Source organism: Thermomicrobium sp., assembly GCF_053493975.1.
Map to the genome: position 1 here is coordinate 15,007 of NZ_JBRBZA010000030.1, position 20,512 is coordinate 35,518.

The 20,512-nt window shown below is 65.5% G+C and carries 18 protein-coding genes and 1 pseudogene; 8 read left to right on the forward strand and 11 right to left on the reverse strand.

The window, feature by feature from the left end:
- Positions 1–8: 8 nt before the first annotated feature.
- The 9 genes from ACWIVK_RS05530 to ACWIVK_RS05570 form a co-directional block, all read right to left on the reverse strand.
- The gene (locus ACWIVK_RS05530; RefSeq protein ID WP_448575579.1) at positions 9–992 is read right to left on the reverse strand and encodes a peptidoglycan DD-metalloendopeptidase family protein; all 984 of its coding nucleotides are present in this window, start codon (positions 990–992) and stop codon (positions 9–11) included.
- A gap of 10 nt (positions 993–1,002) precedes the next feature.
- Complete coding sequence (locus ACWIVK_RS05535; RefSeq protein WP_448575580.1) at positions 1,003–1,446, reverse strand: flagellar FliJ family protein; 444 nt, start codon at positions 1,444–1,446, stop codon at positions 1,003–1,005.
- 47 nt (positions 1,447–1,493) lie between these two features.
- Entirely contained in the window at positions 1,494–2,846 is a 1,353-nt protein-coding gene (locus tag ACWIVK_RS05540; protein ID WP_448575581.1) for a FliI/YscN family ATPase, read from the reverse strand.
- Entirely contained in the window at positions 2,836–3,531 is a 696-nt protein-coding gene (locus ACWIVK_RS05545; RefSeq protein ID WP_448575582.1) for a FliH/SctL family protein, read from the reverse strand. The genes ACWIVK_RS05540 and ACWIVK_RS05545 overlap by 11 nt, the downstream gene beginning before the upstream one ends.
- The gene (gene fliG, locus ACWIVK_RS05550; RefSeq protein WP_287416019.1) at positions 3,524–4,558 is read right to left on the reverse strand and encodes a flagellar motor switch protein FliG; all 1,035 of its coding nucleotides are present in this window, start codon (positions 4,556–4,558) and stop codon (positions 3,524–3,526) included. Before fliG ends, ACWIVK_RS05545 begins: the two co-directional genes overlap by 8 nt.
- 7 nt (positions 4,559–4,565) lie before the next feature.
- Positions 4,566–6,158, reverse strand: coding sequence for a flagellar basal-body MS-ring/collar protein FliF (gene fliF, locus ACWIVK_RS05555; protein ID WP_448575583.1), 1,593 nt, complete (start codon positions 6,156–6,158; stop codon positions 4,566–4,568).
- 26 nt (positions 6,159–6,184) lie between these two features.
- The gene (fliE, locus tag ACWIVK_RS05560) at positions 6,185–6,484 is read right to left on the reverse strand and encodes a flagellar hook-basal body complex protein FliE (protein WP_448575584.1); all 300 of its coding nucleotides are present in this window, start codon (positions 6,482–6,484) and stop codon (positions 6,185–6,187) included.
- A gap of 30 nt (positions 6,485–6,514) precedes the next feature.
- Positions 6,515–6,970 carry a flagellar basal body rod protein FlgC gene (flgC, locus tag ACWIVK_RS05565; protein WP_448575585.1) on the reverse strand — a complete coding sequence of 152 codons (456 nt, stop codon included), beginning with the start codon at positions 6,968–6,970 and terminating at the stop codon, positions 6,515–6,517.
- 370 nt (positions 6,971–7,340) lie between these two features.
- Positions 7,341–7,646 (reverse strand): hypothetical protein, encoded by a 306-nt coding sequence (locus ACWIVK_RS05570; RefSeq protein WP_448575586.1) that lies wholly within the window; start codon positions 7,644–7,646, stop codon positions 7,341–7,343.
- A gap of 1,190 nt (positions 7,647–8,836) precedes the next feature.
- Between ACWIVK_RS05570 and ACWIVK_RS05575 the strand changes: the two genes are divergently transcribed.
- Together ACWIVK_RS05575 and ACWIVK_RS05580 are read left to right on the forward strand one after the other, a co-directional pair.
- Positions 8,837–10,099: a M20 metallopeptidase family protein gene (locus ACWIVK_RS05575; RefSeq protein WP_448575587.1), complete on the forward strand. Its 1,263-nt coding sequence runs from the start codon at positions 8,837–8,839 to the stop codon at positions 10,097–10,099.
- 15 nt (positions 10,100–10,114) lie between these two features.
- Complete coding sequence (locus ACWIVK_RS05580) at positions 10,115–11,398, forward strand: PQQ-dependent sugar dehydrogenase (protein WP_448575588.1); 1,284 nt, start codon at positions 10,115–10,117, stop codon at positions 11,396–11,398.
- Positions 11,399–11,561: 163 nt separating this feature from the next.
- Here the strand turns inward: ACWIVK_RS05580 and ACWIVK_RS05585 are convergent, their stop codons facing one another.
- Positions 11,562–12,494, reverse strand: coding sequence for a DMT family transporter (locus ACWIVK_RS05585; protein WP_448575589.1), 933 nt, complete (start codon positions 12,492–12,494; stop codon positions 11,562–11,564).
- A gap of 237 nt (positions 12,495–12,731) precedes the next feature.
- On the opposite strand from ACWIVK_RS05585, the gene ACWIVK_RS05590 reads away from it, so the two are divergent.
- The 3 genes from ACWIVK_RS05590 to ACWIVK_RS05600 are packed head-to-tail and all read left to right on the forward strand — an operon-like array spanning position 12,732 to position 15,181.
- Positions 12,732–13,013 (forward strand): MoaD/ThiS family protein, encoded by a 282-nt coding sequence (locus ACWIVK_RS05590; RefSeq protein ID WP_448575590.1) that lies wholly within the window; start codon positions 12,732–12,734, stop codon positions 13,011–13,013.
- Positions 13,014–13,016: 3 nt separating this feature from the next.
- Positions 13,017–14,825 (forward strand): aldehyde ferredoxin oxidoreductase family protein, encoded by a 1,809-nt coding sequence (locus ACWIVK_RS05595; protein ID WP_448575591.1) that lies wholly within the window; start codon positions 13,017–13,019, stop codon positions 14,823–14,825.
- 2 nt (positions 14,826–14,827) lie between these two features.
- Positions 14,828–15,181, forward strand: coding sequence for a hypothetical protein (locus ACWIVK_RS05600; RefSeq protein ID WP_448575592.1), 354 nt, complete (start codon positions 14,828–14,830; stop codon positions 15,179–15,181).
- Between the two features lie 6 nt (positions 15,182–15,187).
- On the opposite strand, the gene ACWIVK_RS05605 is transcribed toward ACWIVK_RS05600, so the two are convergent.
- A complete protein-coding gene (locus ACWIVK_RS05605; RefSeq protein WP_448575593.1) occupies positions 15,188–15,646 on the reverse strand; it encodes a RidA family protein in 459 nt (152 codons plus the stop codon).
- Between the two features lie 350 nt (positions 15,647–15,996).
- On the opposite strand from ACWIVK_RS05605, the pseudogene ACWIVK_RS05610 reads away from it, so the two are divergent.
- The 3 genes and pseudogenes from ACWIVK_RS05610 to ACWIVK_RS05620 form a co-directional block, all read left to right on the forward strand.
- Positions 15,997–16,413: pseudogene (locus tag ACWIVK_RS05610) on the forward strand (DedA family protein); the annotation flags it as partial.
- A gap of 445 nt (positions 16,414–16,858) precedes the next feature.
- On the forward strand, positions 16,859–18,208 hold the full coding sequence (locus ACWIVK_RS05615; RefSeq protein ID WP_448575594.1) for a glutamine synthetase family protein: 1,350 nt from the start codon (positions 16,859–16,861) through the stop codon (positions 18,206–18,208).
- 63 nt (positions 18,209–18,271) lie between these two features.
- On the forward strand, positions 18,272–20,512 hold the full coding sequence (locus ACWIVK_RS05620; protein ID WP_448575595.1) for an amylo-alpha-1,6-glucosidase: 2,241 nt from the start codon (positions 18,272–18,274) through the stop codon (positions 20,510–20,512).

The window sequence follows — 20,512 nt, forward strand, 5'->3', positions numbered from 1 at the left end:
TGCACCTCTCATCCTGTGCCGCCCAATGCGCGCCAGGTCGCGAGCACCGCGTTCACGTACCGCTGCGTCTCCGGATAGGGCGGAATCCCGCCTGCGCGCTCGACTGCCCCCGGTCCGGCGTTGTACGCGGCCAGCGCGAGCGCGACATCGCCGCCGAACCGCTCCAAGAGTTGGCGGAAGTAGCGGGCACCACCGTCCAGGTTTTGCGTCGGGTCGAAAGGATCGCGCACCCCGAGCATCGCGGCGGTCGTGTCCATCAGCTGGAGCAGTCCCTTGGCTCCCGCTGGCGAAACGGCCCGCGGATCGAAACCGCTCTCGATCTTGACCATCGCCGCGAGCAGCGCAGGATCCAACCCGTACCGCTGCGCCGCCTGGACGATCGCCTGACCATAGGGAAGAGCCAAGATCCGCGCGATCCCTTGTGCCGATCCGGTCGGCGCAGCACGCAGCAGCGGCCAGGGATCGACCGTGCGCCCGTTCTGCCGGATCTCGTAGTGCAGGTGCGGCCCGGTCGAAAGACCGGTGTTGCCGGACTTGCCGATCACCTGGCCACGCTGCACTCGCTGCCCGGGCCGCACGTCAGCCGCACTGAGATGCGCATAGAGCGTCGTCACGCCGTTCCCGTGATCGACTTCGATCCGCAACCCATACCCGTCCGTGTTCCCGACGAAGCGCACGGTACCATCGCCCGTCGCGCGCACTGGCGTCCCCTCGGGAACCGCGATATCGATCCCCGAATGGAACGTCTCACCCGGCAGCAGCGACCGCGGTCCGTAGGTCGACGTCACCGTGCCGCTCACTGGCCAGGTACCGCGCAACTGCGCCAGTGGATCGCCGGTCGCCGGAGACGCAGCGGGGACGACACCGCGCTGGGCCAAGAGCGCCCAAAACTGGCTGCTCGCTCCGGACGAGCCACTCAGCTGCGGCGAGCGGATACCGAAGCGGACCGGCATGCTGGCGATGATTTCGGGTGGAATCGTCAGACCCGCCACGACCCGCTCCTCACCTGGTCCGCTCGTCGGTCAGCAGGCGCCGGGCGGCCCGTACCGTCGCGAGCTCGTCCAGGAGCGCCGCTTCAGCGGCTCGCTCGAGCCGCTGCGCTTCGCTCAACCAACGCGCCCGCACCAGCTCCAGCTTCTTGGTCTCTCGCCGCTGGGCGATCAACCTGGCACGAGCTAATTCCGCTTGGCGCTTGGCCTGTTCGAGTCGCGCTTCCTCCTCCGCGCGCCGCCGCTCGAGCCAGGATTCGTACCTTTCCGCGCCAGCCAGCACCTCAGCGTCCACCGCGCGGTTGGCCAGCTGCGCCAGCCCGGCCGCCAGCGCGCGCTGCGATGCCGCGAGCTGTGCCAGGACTGCCTCGCAGGCTGCCACCCACCGCTGCTGCTCGGCCAGCTGCCGCTGCGCCTCCTCGACCAGGCTCTGCCGGTGCTCGAGTAAGCGCTCCATTCGCTGGGCTCGTTGCCGCAGCAATCGCACCACGCGACCTCACCTCCTCAGACTGCGCTCGTTGCCGCTGCGATCCGTTCTCCCCGCAGCAGTCGCTCCAACCAGGCGATGGTCTCGGCGAAAGTCGCGCGCTCTTCCGGTTTCTGCTGCAGGAAGCCCCGGATCTCCGGCATGAGACCGAGCGCTCGATCGACGGTCGGGTTCGTTCCGTGGACATAGGCACCGATATCGATCAAGTCCCGCGCGCTCTCGTAGGCGGCCAAGAGCTCGCGGACCTCGCTCGCCAGCGCTCGATGTTCTGGTGTGACCAGGATCGGCATGAGCCGGCTCACGCTGGCCAGGACATCGATCGCCGGATAGTGCCCACGATCGGCGAGCGTGCGTGCGAGCACGATGTGACCGTCCAGGATGCCCCGTACGGTATCGCTGATCGGTTCGTTGAGGTCGTCACCCTCGACCAGCACGGTATAGAAGGCCGTGATGCTGCCCTGTTCGGCATTGCCCGCCCGCTCCAGCAGCCGCGGCAACAGGGCGAAAACCGAGGGCGGGTAGCCACGCGTGGCCGGTGGCTCACCAGCAGCCAGCCCGACCTCCCGTTGCGCCATCGCCAAACGTGTCACCGAATCCATCATCAGCACTACGCTCGTGCCACAGTCGCGGAAGTACTCGGCGATCAGGGTCGCCGTCCAGGCTGCCTTGATGCGCATCAAGGCTGGTTGATCCGAGGTGGAGACCACGACGACGGCTCGCTCCAGCCCGGCAGGGCCGAGGTCTCGCTCGATGAACTCCTGAACCTCTCGTCCTCGTTCGCCGATCAGGGCGATCACCCGCACGTCGCACACCGCGTTGCGGCTGATCATGCCGAGGAGCGTGCTCTTCCCGACGCCTGAGCCAGCGAAGATGCCGAGGCGCTGCCCGCGCCCGCACGTCAAGAGTGCGTCGATCGTCCGGACGCCCGTCGGCAAGATGTCGCGGATCGGTGCCCGCTGCAAGGGACTCGGCGGTGCACCACCGATCCGCAAGCGCCGCCGACAGCGCAGCGGACCCTTGCCGTCGATCGGTCGACCGAGCCCGTCGATCACGCGCCCCAGGAGTTCGGGCCCGACCGGCACGTGCAAGGCTTCGGGTGCTCGAACGACCCGGCTGCCATGTCGCACCCCGCGCAGTTCCGCGAGCGGAACCAGCACCAGCCGCTCGTCATGGAAACCGACGACTTCAGCCGCTAACCGTCCCTCTTCGGCGAGACTGGGGAAGATGTGGCACAGGTCCCCGATCTCCAGATCCAGTCCGATCGCCTCGACCGTCAACCCGATGCCGCGGACGACGCGCCCCTCGCGCCGGATCGGCTGGAAGTCGCGCAAGCGGTCGCGGAAATGGTCGAGTACCGTTTCAAAGGTCATCGGCCACCTCCGAGAGGGCGCGTCGCACTGCCTCGAGCTGCGTCGAAATCCGCGCATCGACGAAGCCGACCGGTGTTCCGAGGACACAGCTGCCGCGATCGACGTGCGGGTCACCGACCACCTCGACCGGCGGGCGCCCGTTCCATGCCCGCGCTAACCACTCGCGCGCTCGCTCCACGTCTTCGGGATGCACCATCAGGTGCGTCACCGGGGCACTCGGCGCATGCTCGAGTGCCGCCTGCGCGAGCCGACCGAGCAACTCCCCATCGCGCTCGATCTCGCGCCGGAGGATCGTCTCAGCGACGAGGACACTCAGTTCCACCAGCACGCGTGCCATGGCCTGCCGGATATCTTCCTCCCGCAGCACCGCGCGCTCCACCAGTGCTCGGAACTGGCCGAGCAGCTCCCGCTGCTCGGCGGCGAGTTCTGCCTCCACCTGCCGCCGAGCCTCGACCAGTGCAGCCTCCCATAGCTGCTGCTGCAACGACTCGAGTTCGGCTTCCACCGCAGCTCGGATCGCTCGCGCCTCCTCCTCAGCCGCTGCCACGATCGCCGCCGCTCGCTCTTCCGCTTCCGCGAGGAGCCGCACGGCCAGCTCGCGATCGTGCAGTGAGGGCTGCGGGACGACCAGCGTATCGCCCGCAGTCGATGCTTCGCGACGCTTGACCACCCGAGCGCTAGCCAAGGATCGCCTCCTCGCCTCGCGAGATCACGATCTCTTCCGCCTCCTCGAGTCGCCGCACGATCGAAACGATCCGCTGCTGCGCTTCCTCGACCGCCCGGATGCGCACTGGCCCCAGGTAGCTGATCTCCTCGCGCAACAGTTCGGCTGCCCGCTGCGACATGTTGCGGAAAATCTTCTCCTTGAGTTCGTCGCGTGCTGCCTTCAGGGCCAATGCCAGATCGCGCATGTCCACTTCGCGCAGCACGCGTTGCAGCGAGCGATCGTCCAGGAGGATCAAATCGTCGAAGGTGAACATCAGCTTGCGGACCTCTTCGGCCAGCATCGGATCGACTTCGGTCAAGCGCTCCAGAATGTGCTTCTCGGTACTGCGATCGACCTTGCTCAAGATCGCGACCAGGTGAGCGACACCACCGACGGTCCGCGAATCCTGCGTGAGGAGAGAGGACATCCGCCGCCGCATGATCTCTTCGACCCGCTTGACGATCTCCGCGGGGGTACGATCGATCGTCGCGATGCGCCGCGCGACCTCAGCTTGCAAGTCCTCGTTGAGATGACTGATCACCGCGGCCGCCTGCACAGGCGGCAGATGCGACAGGATCAAGGCGATCGTCTGCGGATGTTCGTTCTGGAGAAACATCGCCATTTGGCGCGGATCCGACTTGCGCAGGAACTCGAACGGTGCCGGTGGATTCATCGTCACCACACGATCGATCAGCGCGTTCGCCCGTTCCAGTCCCATCGCTCGGGCTAGCATCTCCCGCGCGTATTCGATCCCGCCGACTGCGAGATACCGGTGGACGACTGCCATTTCGTGCGCCTCGTCGAGGACTTGACGGACCTCCTCCTCGCTCAGGCGAGGCATCGTCGCCACCTTCACGGTGATCGCCTCGATCTCGTGCTCTTGCAGGTGCTGCAGCACCTTGGCGGAGAAGTCGGGCCCCAACGCCATGAGCAGTGCCGCTGCCTTTGCCGCCCCCTTGAGCGGCTGCGCCTGGTTCGCTTGGCGGAGAGACGGTTGCGCCGTCATCGCCGTTTCACTCCTCGTTCAACCAGGCCCGGACCACGTGTGCGACCGTCGCCGGATCCTTCTTCGCCAACTCCTGCAATTCCCGCAGTGTCGGCGGAGGCCCGCTCGGCGGTTTCAGTGCTGCCTCGGCCTGGCCAGGCAAGCCGGCCACTCCACCGCCTGTCGCGGACGGCGCAGCCGCACCCACCACCGCGCCCGGCAAGACCTCAGTCGCCACCTCGTAGCGCGGGACCGGAGGCAGTGCTGACCGCTGCGCGGCGAGGACCCGCCACGCGATGAGCAACGCGAGCAGCGGGATCAGGACGATCGCACCGAGCCGCGCCGCCTCCAGCAACCGATCCATCAAGGCCGGCTGCGCCGCGCTCTCCTCGGCCGTCGCCGTCGTGAACGGCACGACACTCACGGTCACCTGATCGCCTCGCTCCGGGACGATGCCAGCCGCCGCCGCAACGAGGTCACGGACCTGTTCGGCCACCGCTGGATCGACCGCAGCGCTGTTGAGTACCACCGCCACCGACAACCGCTGCACTTTGCCCGGTGCCTGGACGACGCGCTCGACCTGGCGCGAAAGTTCATAGTTGACCGTGGTCTCCCGGAGTTCGCTCCGCTGCTGATTCTGTTGTGCCGCACCTTCCTGGTAGGTATCGACGTTGCTGTCGACTCCCGGTACGCCGATCGGCCCAGTCGCCGTCCCCTCGCTCGTCTGGACGCGTTCCTGCTGGCTCCGTACCTGCGGTTGCGTCCCGTTAGGGCTGTAGATCTCGCTATCGACCTGGCGCTGGTCCCAGTCGAAGCTCGCGCTGACCTGCACCGCCGCGTTGTTGTTTCCCACCACGCGTGCCACGATGGTCTGGAGCTGGGTCGCCATCGCGGTCTCGAAGGCACGCTGGGCTTTCAAGTGATCGCTCATGCCACCAGCAGCAGCGACTCCACCACCCGACCAGAGTGCGTTCCCGCTCTCGTCGACCACGGTGACATGCTCCGGCTGCAGACCAGGAACCGAGGCCGAAACGAGATGCACCACCCCGCGTACTTGCTCGTCCGTCAGCCGGTTACCCGGCTTCAGCTGCAGCACGACTGCAGCCGTCGTCGGTTGTTGCTGCTCGCTGAAGAGCGACTCTTCCGGGATGACCAGATGGACTCGCGCCGACCGGACACCATCCAGCTGGCTGATGGTCCGCGCCAGTTCCCCTTCCAGTGCCCGCTGGTAATTGACTCGCTGCTGGAAATCGGTCACACCAAAAGAGGAACGATCGAACAGTTCGAAGCCGATCGTCCCGCTCTTCGGCAGCCCCTGCGCTGCCAAAGCGAGGCGAAGCTTGGCGACCTGCTCCACCGGAACACTGATCGTCGTCCCGTCGTTGCTCAGCCTGTACGGCACTCCTTGTTGACGGAGTTGATCGATGATCGCCGCGGCATCATCGGCCGAAAGGCCCGTATAGAGCGGCGCATATTGCTGCGGCGGCTGGAGGAGCAGGAGGAGCGCCACCGTGAACAGCGCCGCGAGAGCGACGGCGACGATCGCCACGCGCCGGTTCTGGCTCAGGCCATCCCAGCGCTCTCTGACGCTCTCCCAATACGGAGCGAACCGCCGCAGCATCGCTCTCGCCTGTACCCTTCGATTCCTCAGATCGGCATCGACATCACTTCACGATAGGCTTCCAATGCCCGGTTGCGGATCTGCAGCGCTGCCTGCAAACCGATCGACGCTGTCTCCAAGGCGAGCATGACCTCGTGAAGATCCACGTCTTCCCCAGCCGCCAAGGCGAGTGCCAGTCGATCCGCTTCGTTGATCTGTTGGTTCAAGGAACCGAGTGCGCGCTCGAGAACGACCCCGAACGACGGGCCAGTTGCTGGCTGCGACGCAGCTGCCGTCCCGACCGGCGCGATCGCTGCGGAGATCGGTGGAATCGGCGCGATGCTCACGTCGACCTCCCTCCCTTACCGCCGACCGGCTCAGGCACGCCCGATGCTCAAAGCACGCATCGCCATCGCCTTCAAGGCATCGAGGACCGTGACGTTGGCCTCGTAGGCCCGCGTGGCCGCCATCAGGTTGGTCATCTCGCTCACCACATCGATATCCGGATACCGCACGATCCCGTTGGCGTCCGCGTCGGGATGAGTCGGGTCATAGACTTCCCGCACCGCACGGCGATCGACGACGATCCCAGCCACCTGCACCCCACGTGCCACGCGCGGGTTCGTCTCGATCAGCCCCGTCCTCGTTTGCACGAGCCGAGCGAACGGACTCGGCTGCTCGGTCGCGAAAACGACCTGCCGCCGCAAATACGGTCCGCCTTGCGGTGTCCGCGTCGTATCCACATTCGCCAAGTTCGACGCCGTGACGTCCATCCGCACGCGTTGCGCGGTGAGCGCCGAGAGACTGACGCGCATCGTCTCGAGGATTCCCATCGCCGCCCTTCCCTCTCGTCCCGAACAGCGCTCTCGCATGACCAACACTACGCAGGGGCACCCCAGCTGCCGATATCCTGTCGGTCGGAAGCTCGGGCGGGACAGAAGTCCAGGCAGTCCTGGTACTCGCGGGGAGAGTCGAACGTGCGCTCATCGCGAAGCAACGGCCAGAACGCCCCGCACAGCGCCAGCACGTGCAAGGCGACCGAGCGGCCAGAGTCCGCTCGTTGATCGACACCTGCGACACACAGGGCATCCCCCGGGTATCGCCGCCCACCGAATGGCGAACCCGCCCGGCTGACTCAGCGCCATGATGGAACGCCGGTTACCGGTCCACCGAGCCAGAGCTGATTCGACGATCGATCGGGAGTCAGGCGGACGGTTTGTCGATCAAATAGATGCGGACTCCCCGGTGAATCAGATAGTTGAGCAAGCGGAGCCGCGTTTCCAGTCCGATCCGCCCCAGCGGAGGAATCAAGGAGACCCCATGGAGCGCTGCCTTGGCCACGATCCACTCGCGGAACTGGCGATCGCTCATCTCCGCGACGGTCAGGTTCTCGTTGCCCGACCCGTCCTCCCGCGGGACCAGCACGTAGACGCGCCACAAATCCTCGAGCGTGAGGTCCGGTTGAGGGGGCCGGTCATACCGTCCATAGGGAAAACGTCCGATGTACATCCGGGGTACCTCCTCATCCCTGCTGCGCCATGACGCTCGCCGCAGGACCGCAAGACCCCGAACACCCCGCTACGACCGGAAGAATCTGCCATCCTCGCGACGAACGCGGCCGAACTGTCCGCGAGCAACCACAGCCTCCCTGCACCCAGCCAGTACCTGGCGAGCGGATCGTCGCGGACCACCCGTCCGACGATCTCCGCCAGGATCGACACCACGCCCCACGAGAGCGACGACAGGCGCACCGGCACTGCGGTGATCATGCGGCCGCCGTACAGGATCGAAAGCATCGAGCAGACGAGTCCGATCACCCCGATCTCAGCGTACCACGCGCCGCTCCACCGACCGCCAGCTTGGCGTCGCAACGCACCATGCGATCGACGAAAATTGTCAGGCTTTCGGCGCGCAACGAGCGACCTCGCCTGCTCGACGGCCTTCCCTGACTCATCGTCCGGACGCGTCGCCAGGAGATCCGTCCGACCAGGAGGCCACCCGCACGACCGAGTCATGATATCGCCGACCGGATCGCTACAAGAGTCGCCGGGCACGACCGGCAAGGTGCTCGCCCCAGCCGGATCTCGCTCGATCGCCCAGCGTTCCGATGAGGGAGACGAACGATGTGCCGCGCGGCTCCGCACCAGCGCTTCGTGGCGTCTCGCCCTCGGATCGATGACGATGCTGCTCGCGGGCCGCGTTTCGACGCACCTGCTCTTCGTCCGTCGTTGCACAGCGGCGTCCGCCACTCCGCCCAACACCGCGCGAGCGCCTCGCATCAGCGCAGACGAGCGTGTCCACGGACGAGCGAGGCGCCTGCTCCCGCGCATCGGCACCCGCTCCGCATGCACCGGCAGACCGAGGAGCGAGCACGACCCACCGGCATTCTCCGACGCCAGTAACCAGCGAGCGATCGAGGTGACTGGTTGCCGCTCGAGTCAGGGTCGTGCGGCCGACCTCACTGGCGACCGGGTCGCACGCGGGTAGACGGTGGCGTTCCGTCTTCGGCCAGACGCTCATCCCGCACCGCGAAGAGAAACCGACTGGGTCAGAGAGCGAGCGTTCTCCCGATCACCCTGCTGATACGCTCCCGTCAGCGCTCACCCGGAGCACTCGGCACGGCGACCACCCCTGGCATAGCGGCGAGCACGCTCGCGAGTGGTACGATCAGGCAGGCGAACGATCGGAAGGAGACGGCGATGACCTGGGACGAGCTGATCCGAGTGACTCCGGAACTCGATGCCTGGTTGCGCGAGACGCGCCGCTATCTCCACATGCACCCCGAGCTCTCGTTGCAGGAAACCAACACGGCACGCCTCGTCGCTGGTCACCTCCGCGAACTCGGCATCGAGCACCGGACTGGACTGGGTGGTGACGGCCGACCGCTCTTCATGTCAGCCGAAGCTCTCCGGGCAGCTGGTATCCAACCAGGACCCACCACCGGAGGGCACGGGGTGCTGGCCATCATCCGCGGTGAGCGTGGCCCTGGAAGAACCGTCCTTTTGCGCGCCGACATGGATGCCCTCCCCATCGACGAACAGAACGAGGTACCGTATCGATCGACTCGCCCCGGAGTGATGCACGCCTGCGGTCACGATGCACACACCACCATCCTGCTCGGTGTCGCCGAGCTCCTGAATAGCCTGCGCGATCGCTTCGCTGGCACGGTCAAGCTGATGTTCCAGCCTGCCGAGGAAGGACCCGGCGGTGCAGCGGCGATGATCGCCGATGGGATCCTCGAAGATCCGCCAGTCGATGCCGCCTTTGCACTCCACGTCGACAGCACTCACCGCGCGGGTGAGGTCGCCGTGTCACCTGGACCAGCGACCGCAGCGGCCGACACTTTCCGCATCGTGGTGCGCGGTGTCGGCGGTCATGCCGCCAAACCACAGACCACCGTCGATCCGATCGTGGTCGCTGCGCAGATCGTCGTCGCACTCCAGACGCTCGTCAGCCGGGAGACGAACCCTCTCGAGTCTGCCGTCGTTACGGTCGGCAAATTCCACGCCGGAACCGCGACCAACATCATTCCTGATCACGCTGTTCTCGAGGGAACGGTCCGCACCTATTCTCCTGCGGTCCGCGATCATCTCGAGCAGCGCATCGCCGAACTCGCCAGCGGCATCGCCCGCGCCATGCGTGCGGAGGCGGAAACCGTTTACCTCCGCGGGTATCCAGCCATGTACAACGATCCCACGCTCACAGCACTGGCACGTCAAGTGGCGACGGAGCTTCTCGGTTCCGAGCGTGTCTACGATCGCGAACCGCTCATGGCTGGGGAAGACTTCGCCTTCGTCGCCCAGCATGTCCCGGTCTGCATGATCAGTCTGGGCGTTGCGAACCCGGAGCGCGGCATCGTCTACCCGCCGCACCATCCGCGCTTCGACCTGGACGAAGACGCGCTCGCCGTCGGGGTCCGACTTCTCACCGCGATCGCCCTACGCTATCTCGGTGCAGTCTGACGCGAGGGAACGACGATGCATCGCTCCGGTCGACCACCGTACGGCAAGCGGCGTCTGACGCGACGGAGCCTCCTCCTCTTCTCGCTGCTCCTGCCAGCCTGCAACGTAGGTATCCAGCGATGGGAGAGCGGGCCACCCACTGCCACTCCTTCTCCTCCAGCGTCGCGCCCACTGTCGCCCGTTCTCGCGCCCAGCCCCGCGTCACCGTCTCCCACGACTGTCACTGCGCCACCACCGAGCCCGACCGGTGCACCATCCCCCACCGGACCGGTCGCGCTCCGGGTCGAGACGCTCGTCACTGGACTCGAGGCGCCGTGGGAAGTGGCCTTCGCCCCCGATGGGCGTCTCGTGTTGACCGAGCGACCGGGCCGAGTTCGGCTCGTCGTGAACGGTCAGCTCCGCACTCAGCCTGCGCTGACGTTACCGGTCGCCGCGGTCGGTGAAGGCGGTCTCTTGGGGCTCGCGTTCCACCCCGACTTCTCTCGTACGGGTTGGGTTTACCTCTACTACACCTACCAGACGGACCAGCTTTGGAATCGGATCGTCCGCTATCGACTCGTCGATGATCAGTTGGTCGAACCCGAGGTGATCCTCGATCGCATTCCTGGGGCCACTATCCATGACGGAGGGCGAATCGCTTTCGGTCCAGACGGCAAACTCTACGTCACGACCGGTGATGCCCGCGACCCGGAAGCAGCGCAGGACCTCGCCTCGCTGGCCGGGAAGATCCTGCGACTCGAGCCGGACGGCTCGATCCCACCGGACAATCCCTTCCCGGGGTCTCCCGTCTGGTCTTACGGTCATCGCAACCCGCAGGGCCTGGCCTGGACAAGCGATGGCCGGCTCTACGCGACCGAGCACGGGCCGACCGGCGATCTCGGCCTCGCTGCGCATGACGAGGTCAATCTGATCGAACCCGGGAAAAACTATGGCTGGCCCTTCGTCGTCGCCGATCTCGTCCGGCGTCCGCTACCCGACGCCGTCCCACCGGTCGCGCAGAGCGGCCAGACCACCTGGGCCCCGAGCGGAGCCACGTTCGTGCGTGCTGGATCCATTCCGCAGTGGGAAGGAAACTTGCTCTTCGCCGGCTTGCGCAGTCAAGCGCTTTGGCGCCTCGTCCTCGCGCCGGACGGACGATCTGCTATCCAGCTCGAGGCGCTCTATCAGGGAGAGTTCGGCCGGCTCCGCACCGTCGTCGAGGGGCCTGACGGAGCGATCTACCTCCTGACCAGCAACCGTGACGGCCGCGGGAACCCACGTGCCGGCGATGACCGCCTCATCCGCATCGCGCCAGCTTGACGCACTCTTCGCGACGAGCCAACAGCAGTCCTCCCGTCCTCCGAGGAGCTTTCCACCGGTTGCAGCGGTCCCTCACCGGGGATCTGCGCAGCGAGCGTTTTCCCGTTCGCTTTCCAGCAGCCGTGGCGAGTCCCTGCGGTGCTGACCCTCGCCCTGACGCAGATCATGGTGAACGGCGGGTCGCCGGCGCAGCGATTCGGGGCTCGTCCTCCTGGAGCGCTGCCCGCTGGGCGAGCAGGACACCCACGAACACTGCCATGATGCCGATGACTTGCGTCACCCGGACCCGTTCTCCAACGAACACTGCACCGAGTACTAGCGCGATTCCTGGCTGCAGGTAATAGTAGACCAGCGTCGTGGCAGCCCCGAGCCGTTGAACAGCTCGTTGCCAGAACACGTTCGCCCCCACCATCGCCAGAATTCCCGTATAGAGGAGTGCCCCCCAGGCACCCCAACCAGGTATTTCGCGCAGGCTCTCGATCGTTTCCGGGAACCCGACGAGGCTCACCACGACCAAGCTCGCAATGAGCATCCACGCCGTGATCGGCACTGCCCCGTACCGCCGCACCAGCGGCCGCGGGATCAACGTCACCCCGACCCAGCAGAGTGCCGCGCCGAGCGTCAAGAGATCTCCCCACAACGTCGCGCGCGCTTCCCCCTCGGGACGACCGATCATCGCCACCACACCCGCGAATCCCAGAACCGCTCCGACGATCCCCCCGAGGCGAGGTCGTTGCCGCTCGACGAGCCAGGAGATCGGGAGCGCCCAGAGCGGGCTCGTGTTCAGAAAAAGCGCGCTGTGCGTCGCTGTCGTATGACGCATGCCCACGAGGAACACGATCTGGAAGAGCCCCATCGCCCCAAAACCCGCTACCGCGAGACGCGGCCAATCGGCTCGCTCGATCCGCAATGACTCACCACGCCAGCGCAACCACAAGAGAAGACACGCGATCGCGACGATCAGCCGAACGACTGCGAAAGCGAGCGGACCGAACGAATCGACACCGTGTTTGACGATCGGGAACGATGCTCCCCAGATGAGCACAGCGAGGAAGGCCTCTCCATCGACCCAGCGCCGCCCTGTCGCCACACTCATGCGCCGACTCCCTACCCGCATTCTCCACCAGCCGGACGTAGTTGACCAGTGAACTGTTCCTCCTAGCCAAACGGCTCGGTCGGAGACACCAGAGGACGATCGTGATCAGCTTCCCCGATAGCTGGACCGCACTCGCTCGCCACAGCAGCCGAGAACTCGGTCTCCTTGCGACCGGTCGATCGAGGGTCCATACTTCCACCCGTGGGCGGCCACGAGGATCGGAGCGACGTCTCCACGATGACGCGCGAAACCACTTGCCATCGGGTCGAGCTGTACGGCCTTCCGGCAGTCATCGCCGGTCAGCGCACGTTGGAAGTCGCGGGCACCACATTGGCCGAAATCGCCCGCGCACTCGTCGCCGCGTGTCCTCGACTCGCTGGCCCTGTCATCGATCCCGCGACCGGTTGGCTCAACCGCGGCTACGTCTTCGTCGTCGATGGTCGCTTCACGCGCGACCCCGCGACGGCATTGGAATCAGCCAGGGAGATCCTCCTCGTCGCTGCCCAGGCCGGAGGCTGAACGATGCAGGCGATCCACGGTCGTGCACTCCTCGTCGATGTCTCGACTGGCACGGCTGAACCGTTTCCCATCCCGCCAGCCGTCAGTGCAGCTGTTCTCGGTGGTACCGGGCTCGCCAGCTGGCTTCTCCTGCGCTTCGCGCCACCGCGGGTCGATCCCTTGGCACCAGAAAATCCCTTCGTTCTCGCGGCTGGCCCGTTCATCGGTACCGGACTCACGACATCGAGCAAGCTCGCGATCGCGACGACGTCTCCGCAGACCGGCTACATCGGCGATTCCCTCACCTCCAGTTATCTGGCACTCGTCCTGCGCCGGACCGGCTTCGATGCCCTGGTCGTCGTGGGCCGCGCACCGCGCTGGTCGGTCCTCTTCGTCGAGGACGATCAGGTTCGCCTGCTTCCGGCCGAACATCTGCTCGGACGCGACCCCGAGGAGACAGCAGCCAGCCTGCGCAGCGAGCTCGGCCGCGACATTAGAGTGGCCGCGATCGGCCGTGCTGGTGAGCGACTCGTCCGCTATGCGGCAGTCGTCAACGACGGGCGCCTGGCTGGTCGTACCGGGCCAGGAGCCGTTCTCGGAGCCAAACGGATCAAGGCGATCGGCGTGCGCGGGACCGGCAAATTCCCAGCGGTCGCTGATCCAGCCGGAGTCCATCGAGCGGCGCGCCAGTTGGCCAATCGCAGTCTCGGCCCTGAGACCGCCAAGTATCGCGAACTCGGTACGGTGGCCAATCTCGCCTTTTTCAGTCGGCTCGGTGTTCTCCCCACCCGCAACTTCCAAGCTGGATCCTTCCCCGCGGCTGAGGCGCTCTCCGGAGAGAGACTCGCTGCCCAACACCGGACCGATCGGCAGGCATGCGCAGCGTGTACGGTCGGCTGCGAGCATCATTTCCGAACCAGTGACGACGGGCCCGCGACCACGGTGCGACTCGAGTACGAGACACTGTTCGCCCTCGGCTCGCTCTGCGGTATCGAAGATCCGAACGTCGTCCTGCGGGCGGCAGCACTCTGCGACCGCTACGGGATGGACGCCATCAGCGCTGGGGGCACGATCGCTTGGGCGATGGAATGCGTCGAGCGGGGTGTCCCCTTGCCGGGCTCACCGGACGAGTGGCCTCGTTTCGGCGATGGTGCCAGCCTCTTGCGCACGCTGGAAGCGATCGGTGAGCGCCGCGAGCCGCTCGGCGATCTCCTGGCAGAAGGATCGCGGCGGGCTGCTACGATCGTCGGCCATGGCAGTGAGACCTGGGCGATGCACGTCAAAGGGCTCGAGCTTCCCGGTTACCACCCCAAACGGTTGCGCGCCATGGCGCTCGGTTTTGCGGTCACACCGCGCGGCGCATGTCACAACCGAACGTCTGCCTACGAGATCGATTTCTCCGAAGACGCCCCGGCTTTGGCCGAGCGGATCGCGCAAGCGACCGCCCGGAGCGAGGATCGCTCGGCCGTCCTCGATGCCCTGCCTCTCTGCAAGTTCCTCCGACACTGCTTCGAAGATTTCTTCGTCGAAGCGGCCAGTCTCGTCCGGCTCGTGACCGGCCTTTCCTATGACGCGGACGAACTGCAGCGGACCGGCGAGCGCATCGTCACGCTCAAAAAACTCTTCAACCTGCGCCAAGGCTGGACCCGCTCCGACGACACGCTTCCCCCGCGACTGCTCGGACCAGAGGGTATCGATCCAGCCGAACTGGACAGACTCATCAGGGCATACTACCGTGTACGCGGCTGGACGCCCGAGGGGTCGATTCCGCCGGAGCGCCTGCGCGATCTCGGATTGCAACCGTTGCTCGACTCCCTTTCGATCGGATCGTAGCGATGTTCGACAACGACGAACTGCTGTGGCTCGAACTCGAGCGCATCCGCCTCCCCTCTCCGGTCCTGGCCCGGATCGAAGAACTCGCTGAAGAACGACGCCGTTTGCTGCAAACCTTGCCGGAGCTGCTCTTCGAGCGCGAGCAGGTCATCCGCCGCATCGCCGAAATCGATCTGGAACTCGAACGACTGTGGGACCTGCGCCGGCGCGAACTCCTCTTCGTCCGCCAACTCGTCAGTACCGAGAGCCAGGAAGCGCCAGCCACGCTCGAAGAGGTCGAAGAGCAGGTCTCGCAAGAGGAGGCCGAGGACGGTACGAGGGAGGAGTCCTCGGCCTCCCGCGAAGCGACGAGCTGAGCGCCCTCACTCGACCTCGACGATGGCTTCGATCTCCACTGTGATCCCTCTCGGCAGTGAGCCCATCCCCACCGCCGAGCGGGCATGCCGACCGCGCTCACCGAACACGTCGACGAACAGGTCCGAGCACCCATTGATCACTTCCGGATGCTGACCGAAGTCGGGATCGGCATTCACCATCCCCAGCACCTTCACGATGCGCTTCACTCGGTCGAGATCGCCGAGTTCCTGCTTGAGGACAGCGAGGAGCACGAGACCGACCGAGCGAGCATGGCGATACGCCTCCTCGACGGACACGTCCCGACCCACCTTGCCGGTCGGAACTGTCCCGTCGGGATTCCACGGCCCCTTGCCCGCTAGAAAGAGCAGGCTTCCGGTCCGTACGGCGTGTACGTAATTGCCCGCTGGCTTCGGCACCGGTGGCAGCTCGATCCCGAGTTCCGCGAGTCTCCGCTCGATCTCCACGTTCCGCTCCCTTCCCGCTACGGTACGACCGCTCGTCCCGTATGATACGCCTCTCCACCCGCCGGATTCCGCAGGAGATCGCGCCAACCAGGCCTGCACGAGATGCCGCAGCACCGTGTCTGTCCGCCCGCAGAACGACGCTGCTCTCCGAGAACGCGATCGCACAGGGTGAGGTCCGAGCTCGCCGCGCGACCAGACCTTCTGTCTGGTTCGGAGACGGGCAGGCTACTGCTGGCGCGGCCCCTGCCGAGCAATGTGCATCGCCTTCGTCGCGACCCTTCTCGACGACCAGTGCCGAGCACGAGCCTCGGTGCCTCCGCTACGATCCGGCCGAAGGGAAAGGGCGCAGGATGGTTCACCTCGATTTGGCCAGTCTCATCCGCACCATTGGTCTCCTCGGTGTGGCAGCCGTCGTGTTTACCGAAAGCGGTCTCCTCATCGGGTTGTTCCTGGCAAGTGACTCTCTCCTCTTCGCAGCTGGGCTGCTCGCTGCTCAGGGTTACCTCCATATCCGCTGGCTCGTCCTCGCCTGCTTCGCTGCCGCTGTCGCAGGCGACCGAGCCGGCTACGCCGTCGGTTTGCGGGTCGGGCGGGCACTTTTTCAGCACCGGGACTCGCGCCTCGTCGAGCAGCGCTCTCTCGAACCAACTGAGCGCTCTTTCCTCCCTCATGGAGGAAAGGCAGTCACGCTGGCCCGCTTCGTACCCATCGTCCGGACTCGGACACCGATCGTCGCGGGGATCGGCCGCATGCCGTACCAACGGTTCGTCGCCTTCAACCTGCTCTGGGCGGCGCTCTGGGCGGTCGGCTTCACGCGCGCCGGGTACTGGTTGGGCAACGTCATTCCGAGTATCGACCGATACCTTTTGCCGATCGCCGTCGCTCTCGTGCTCGCCTCACTCGCGCCCACGACCCTTCTCTTCGGCGCGAGTGGCCGGCGATCCTCCCCCATCCCGCTCGCGCTGGTGACCCTCTGCCCGCGAAGGAGCACGACCGCACGTCGCCGTATCCCCGAAAGTCCAGTCAATGCACGAGACGCGGAGACTCGAGCAGAGGAGCGTCGCACTGCAAGAGCGATGAGCCCACTCGGTCCTCTGGCGCCTTCGCAGCGCTCTGCGGGACGAGCCCGAGAGCACCATTCCCCTGTTCTCTTGCCGAGTCGGATCGAGAACCAGCTATACTGGCGAGGTCATGGGATGGTAGGAGGCGGTTATGGAGATCGCGACCGTGACACGGTTATTGCGAGCGGCTGGTGTGCGTTGGGTACGCATCGAAATGGCCGATACCCATGGTATCGCCCGCTCAAAAAGTGTGCCGCTCGACAAGTTTCCCCTCTACGGGGCGCAGGGCATCAACTTTTATGGAGGGATGCTCCTCCAAGATGCCTCTGGATGGGACATTCCGCTGGAGGAGCGCCTTCCGCCCCCTGACTATCTCCTCAAGCCGGATCTCGACACGCTGGTGGTGCTTCCCCACGCGCCAGGGGAAGCCCGCGTGATCGGTGACCTCTACCGCGATGATGCTCCTGCTCCGGAGGATCCTCGGGTCGTTTGTCGGCGCATCGTCGACCTCTATCGTTCGCAGGGCTGGACGCCGCGCAGCGGTTTCGAGTACGAGTTCTACTTGCTCGTCGCCGCGACACGCGAGCCCGTCTTCCGCGACAAGCAGATCTGCTCGACGGTCCGCAACAACTTCGACCCTGCCTGGCGCGATGAACTCCTCGAGGCGCTCGCGGCACACGGAATCGTCGTGTCGACGCTGAGCGTGGAAAACGCACCCGGCCAGTTCGAGATCACCTTCAGCCCAGCCGACGGGCTTACCGCGGCCGATCAGGCTTTCTCTTTCCGCACCACTGTCAAGGAGGTGTCGCGCAAGCACGGATACTTGGCCCCATTCATGACCAAACCGTTCATCGACCAAGCAGCATCCGGCACCCACTTGCACCATAGCCTCGTCGATTGCCGCACGGGCGAGAATCTTTTCGCCGACCCCGAAGGGGACTATGGCCTCTCCGAACTGGCCTGGCATTTCCTCGGTGGGCTTTTCCATCATGCACGAGCTCTCATCGCGTTCTTCTCCCCCACACCCAATGACTACAAGCGGTATCAGCCCGGTCTTTTCGCGCCCACGAGCATCTGCTGGGGCTACGACAACCGATCGGCTGCCTTCCGCATTCCGGCTGACGCCCATGGAGCCAAAGCGCGCATCGAGAACCGGCTCGGCGGAGCCGCGGCCAATCCCTACATCGCCCTCGCCGCGTCGCTGGCCGCTGGATGGGACGGGATCCAGCGTCGCCTTCGTCCCCCGGCGCCGATTCAGAAAGATGTCGGCTGGCTCGAGGGGTTGCCACCGCTCCCTCGCTCGCTCGACGAAGCGCTCGATGCCTTGGAAGCCGATCGCACGCTTTGTGACTTGCTCGGCCGACCGTTCGTCGAGACCTACGTCGCCGTCAAGCGCTGGGATGCGGAAAAGTGCCGTCGACGCTGCCCCGATTACGGCACACCGGAGTGGCTCCGCCGCATCGATCCCTACGAGTGGGAGGAGTACGGCGAACTCATCTAGGTTCCGGCTGCGCCATCTGTACACTTGGCCCAGTGAGACAGGGAACCGGCTACGGACGGTCGCATGGGACTGGCTCGCGACGCACGCATTCTCAAGGACGGTGAGCTGTTCGTCGTCAGCGACGAGCGCGGTGACTTGCGTCGCACCTTACCGGGCGCTGGCGTCTATGCGCGTGACACGCGTTTTCTCAGCGAACTCTGGCTGCTTCTCAACGGTGAGGAGCCAGAACTGTTCGATTCTTCGGCCGAACGGACCAATACCGCCATCTTCGAGTTCGGCAATGCGGTTTTCCGGGACGAACAGGGTCGGGACATCCTCGCTCACACCATCAGCGTGCGGCGCTGCCGCAGTGTCCGGCACGGAGTACTGGACGAGGAACTGGTTCTGGAAAACTACAATGCTTTCGAGCTCACTGTCGAGCTAGCACTCGTCTTCGCAGCAGACTTCCTCGATATCTTCGAAGTGCGCGGCTTCCCTCGCGAGCGCCCGCGCGGGCGCATCTTGCTTCCACAGCAGCAGGATCACTCGCTCCGGCTCGCCTACCGCGCACCTGACGACGTCCTCCTCGAGACCGAAATCGTGTTCAGTCGCCAGCCGGACACGGTCACGACCGAGCCAGGCACCACGCACCTGAGCGAACTCGCACTCCCACGCATGCTGCTGCCGGGCCACGATCAACTGATCCGTGCCCCCGGATTGATTCATCCACCCCGTGTCTTCGTTCTCTTCCGTTTGAGGCTCCCGAGTCATGGCCGGGAGCGACTCGCGCTCCGCATCGCTCCCCGCCAGCTCCTGGAACGTCGGATCGCCGTTCGCGTCCCAGACGTGTCACGCTTGACCGAGCCGGTCGAGCCACCCACCTATTCCTTCGCTCGTGCACGCACCGATCACGAACTGTTCGACCGGGTGCTCCAGCGCAGCCTCGACGACCTCCGCGCGCTCCTGACGCCATTCCCGGGTGGGCGTCTCGTCGCTGCGGGTATCCCCTGGTTCGTGGCCCCCTTCGGACGCGACAGCCTGATCGTCAGTCTCCAAATGATGCTCTTCGCCCCGGAACTCGCACTGGAGACACTGCGCTTTCTCGCTCGCTACCAAGGCCGCAAGCATGATCCCTGGACAGAAGAAGAGCCGGGCAAGATCCTCCACGAGCTGCGTTTCGGTGAGATGGTTCGTCTCGGTGAGACGCCGCACAGCCCGTACTACGGCACGGTCGATGCAACGCCGCTCTTCATCGTCACTTTCTGTGAAGTTATGGATTGGGTGGGAACACCTGCGCTCTTTGACGAACTCTTCCCGGCTGTCGAGGCCGCCCTCCGCTGGATCGATCAGCATGGGGATCACAATGGTGACGGCTTCATCGACTACGGGAGAGTCTCGCCGCGCGGCCTCGTCCACCAGAATTGGAAGGACAGCCACAACTCCTTGCTCTTTCCCGACGGGCGCGAGCCCGTTCCACCGATCGCGGCGGTCGAAGTCCAAGGCTACGTGTACCAAGCGAAGCGAGCACTGGCCGCTGTCCTGCAGCGTTTCGGGAAACCATCGCACCAGGTGCTGGTCGCCCGCTTGCGTGCCGAAGCCGAGCAGTTGCGCGCACGCTTCGAGCAACGCTTCTGGAGCGAGCCCGACCAGTTCTACGGCCAGGCGATCGATGGGCTAGGGCGACTCGTTCCCGCCATTTCCTCTAATCCTGGTCACTGCCTTTGGAGCGAGATCGTCGGTCCCGAGCGTGCGGCACGCATCGTGGAACGACTGTTCCGCTCCGATCTCTACTCGGGTTGGGGGATCCGCACGCTGGCCAGCACCATGCCCCACTACAACCCGATGAGCTACCACAACGGCAGTATCTGGCCACACGACAATGCACTCATCGTTGCGGGTTTGCGCCGTTATGGTTATCACCGCGAGGCACTCCGCCTCACGAGCGATCTGCTCGAAGTGGCGGTCAGTTTCCCGTACTACCGCCTTCCTGAACTCTTCTGTGGTTTCGGCCGCGACGAGGCAGAGTGCATGGTTCCGATCTCCTATCCGGTCAGCTGCAGTCCACAAGCCTGGGCTGCCGGCACGATGCCTTTCCTCCTCCGCATCATGCTCGGTGCCGAAGCACGAGCTGCCGAGCGTCGTCTCACCCTTCGTCCGGCATTTCCCGACTGGCTCACTGAGGTCGAGATCGGAGGAATCCGCTTCGCGGGCACCACGCTCGACCTCGTGGTCCGGCGCCAGGCAGGCCGCTACACGCTCGAAGTCGAGGCTGATCCCGACATCACTGTCGTTCTCGCTGGCTCATCCGATGATTTCCGGGGGTAA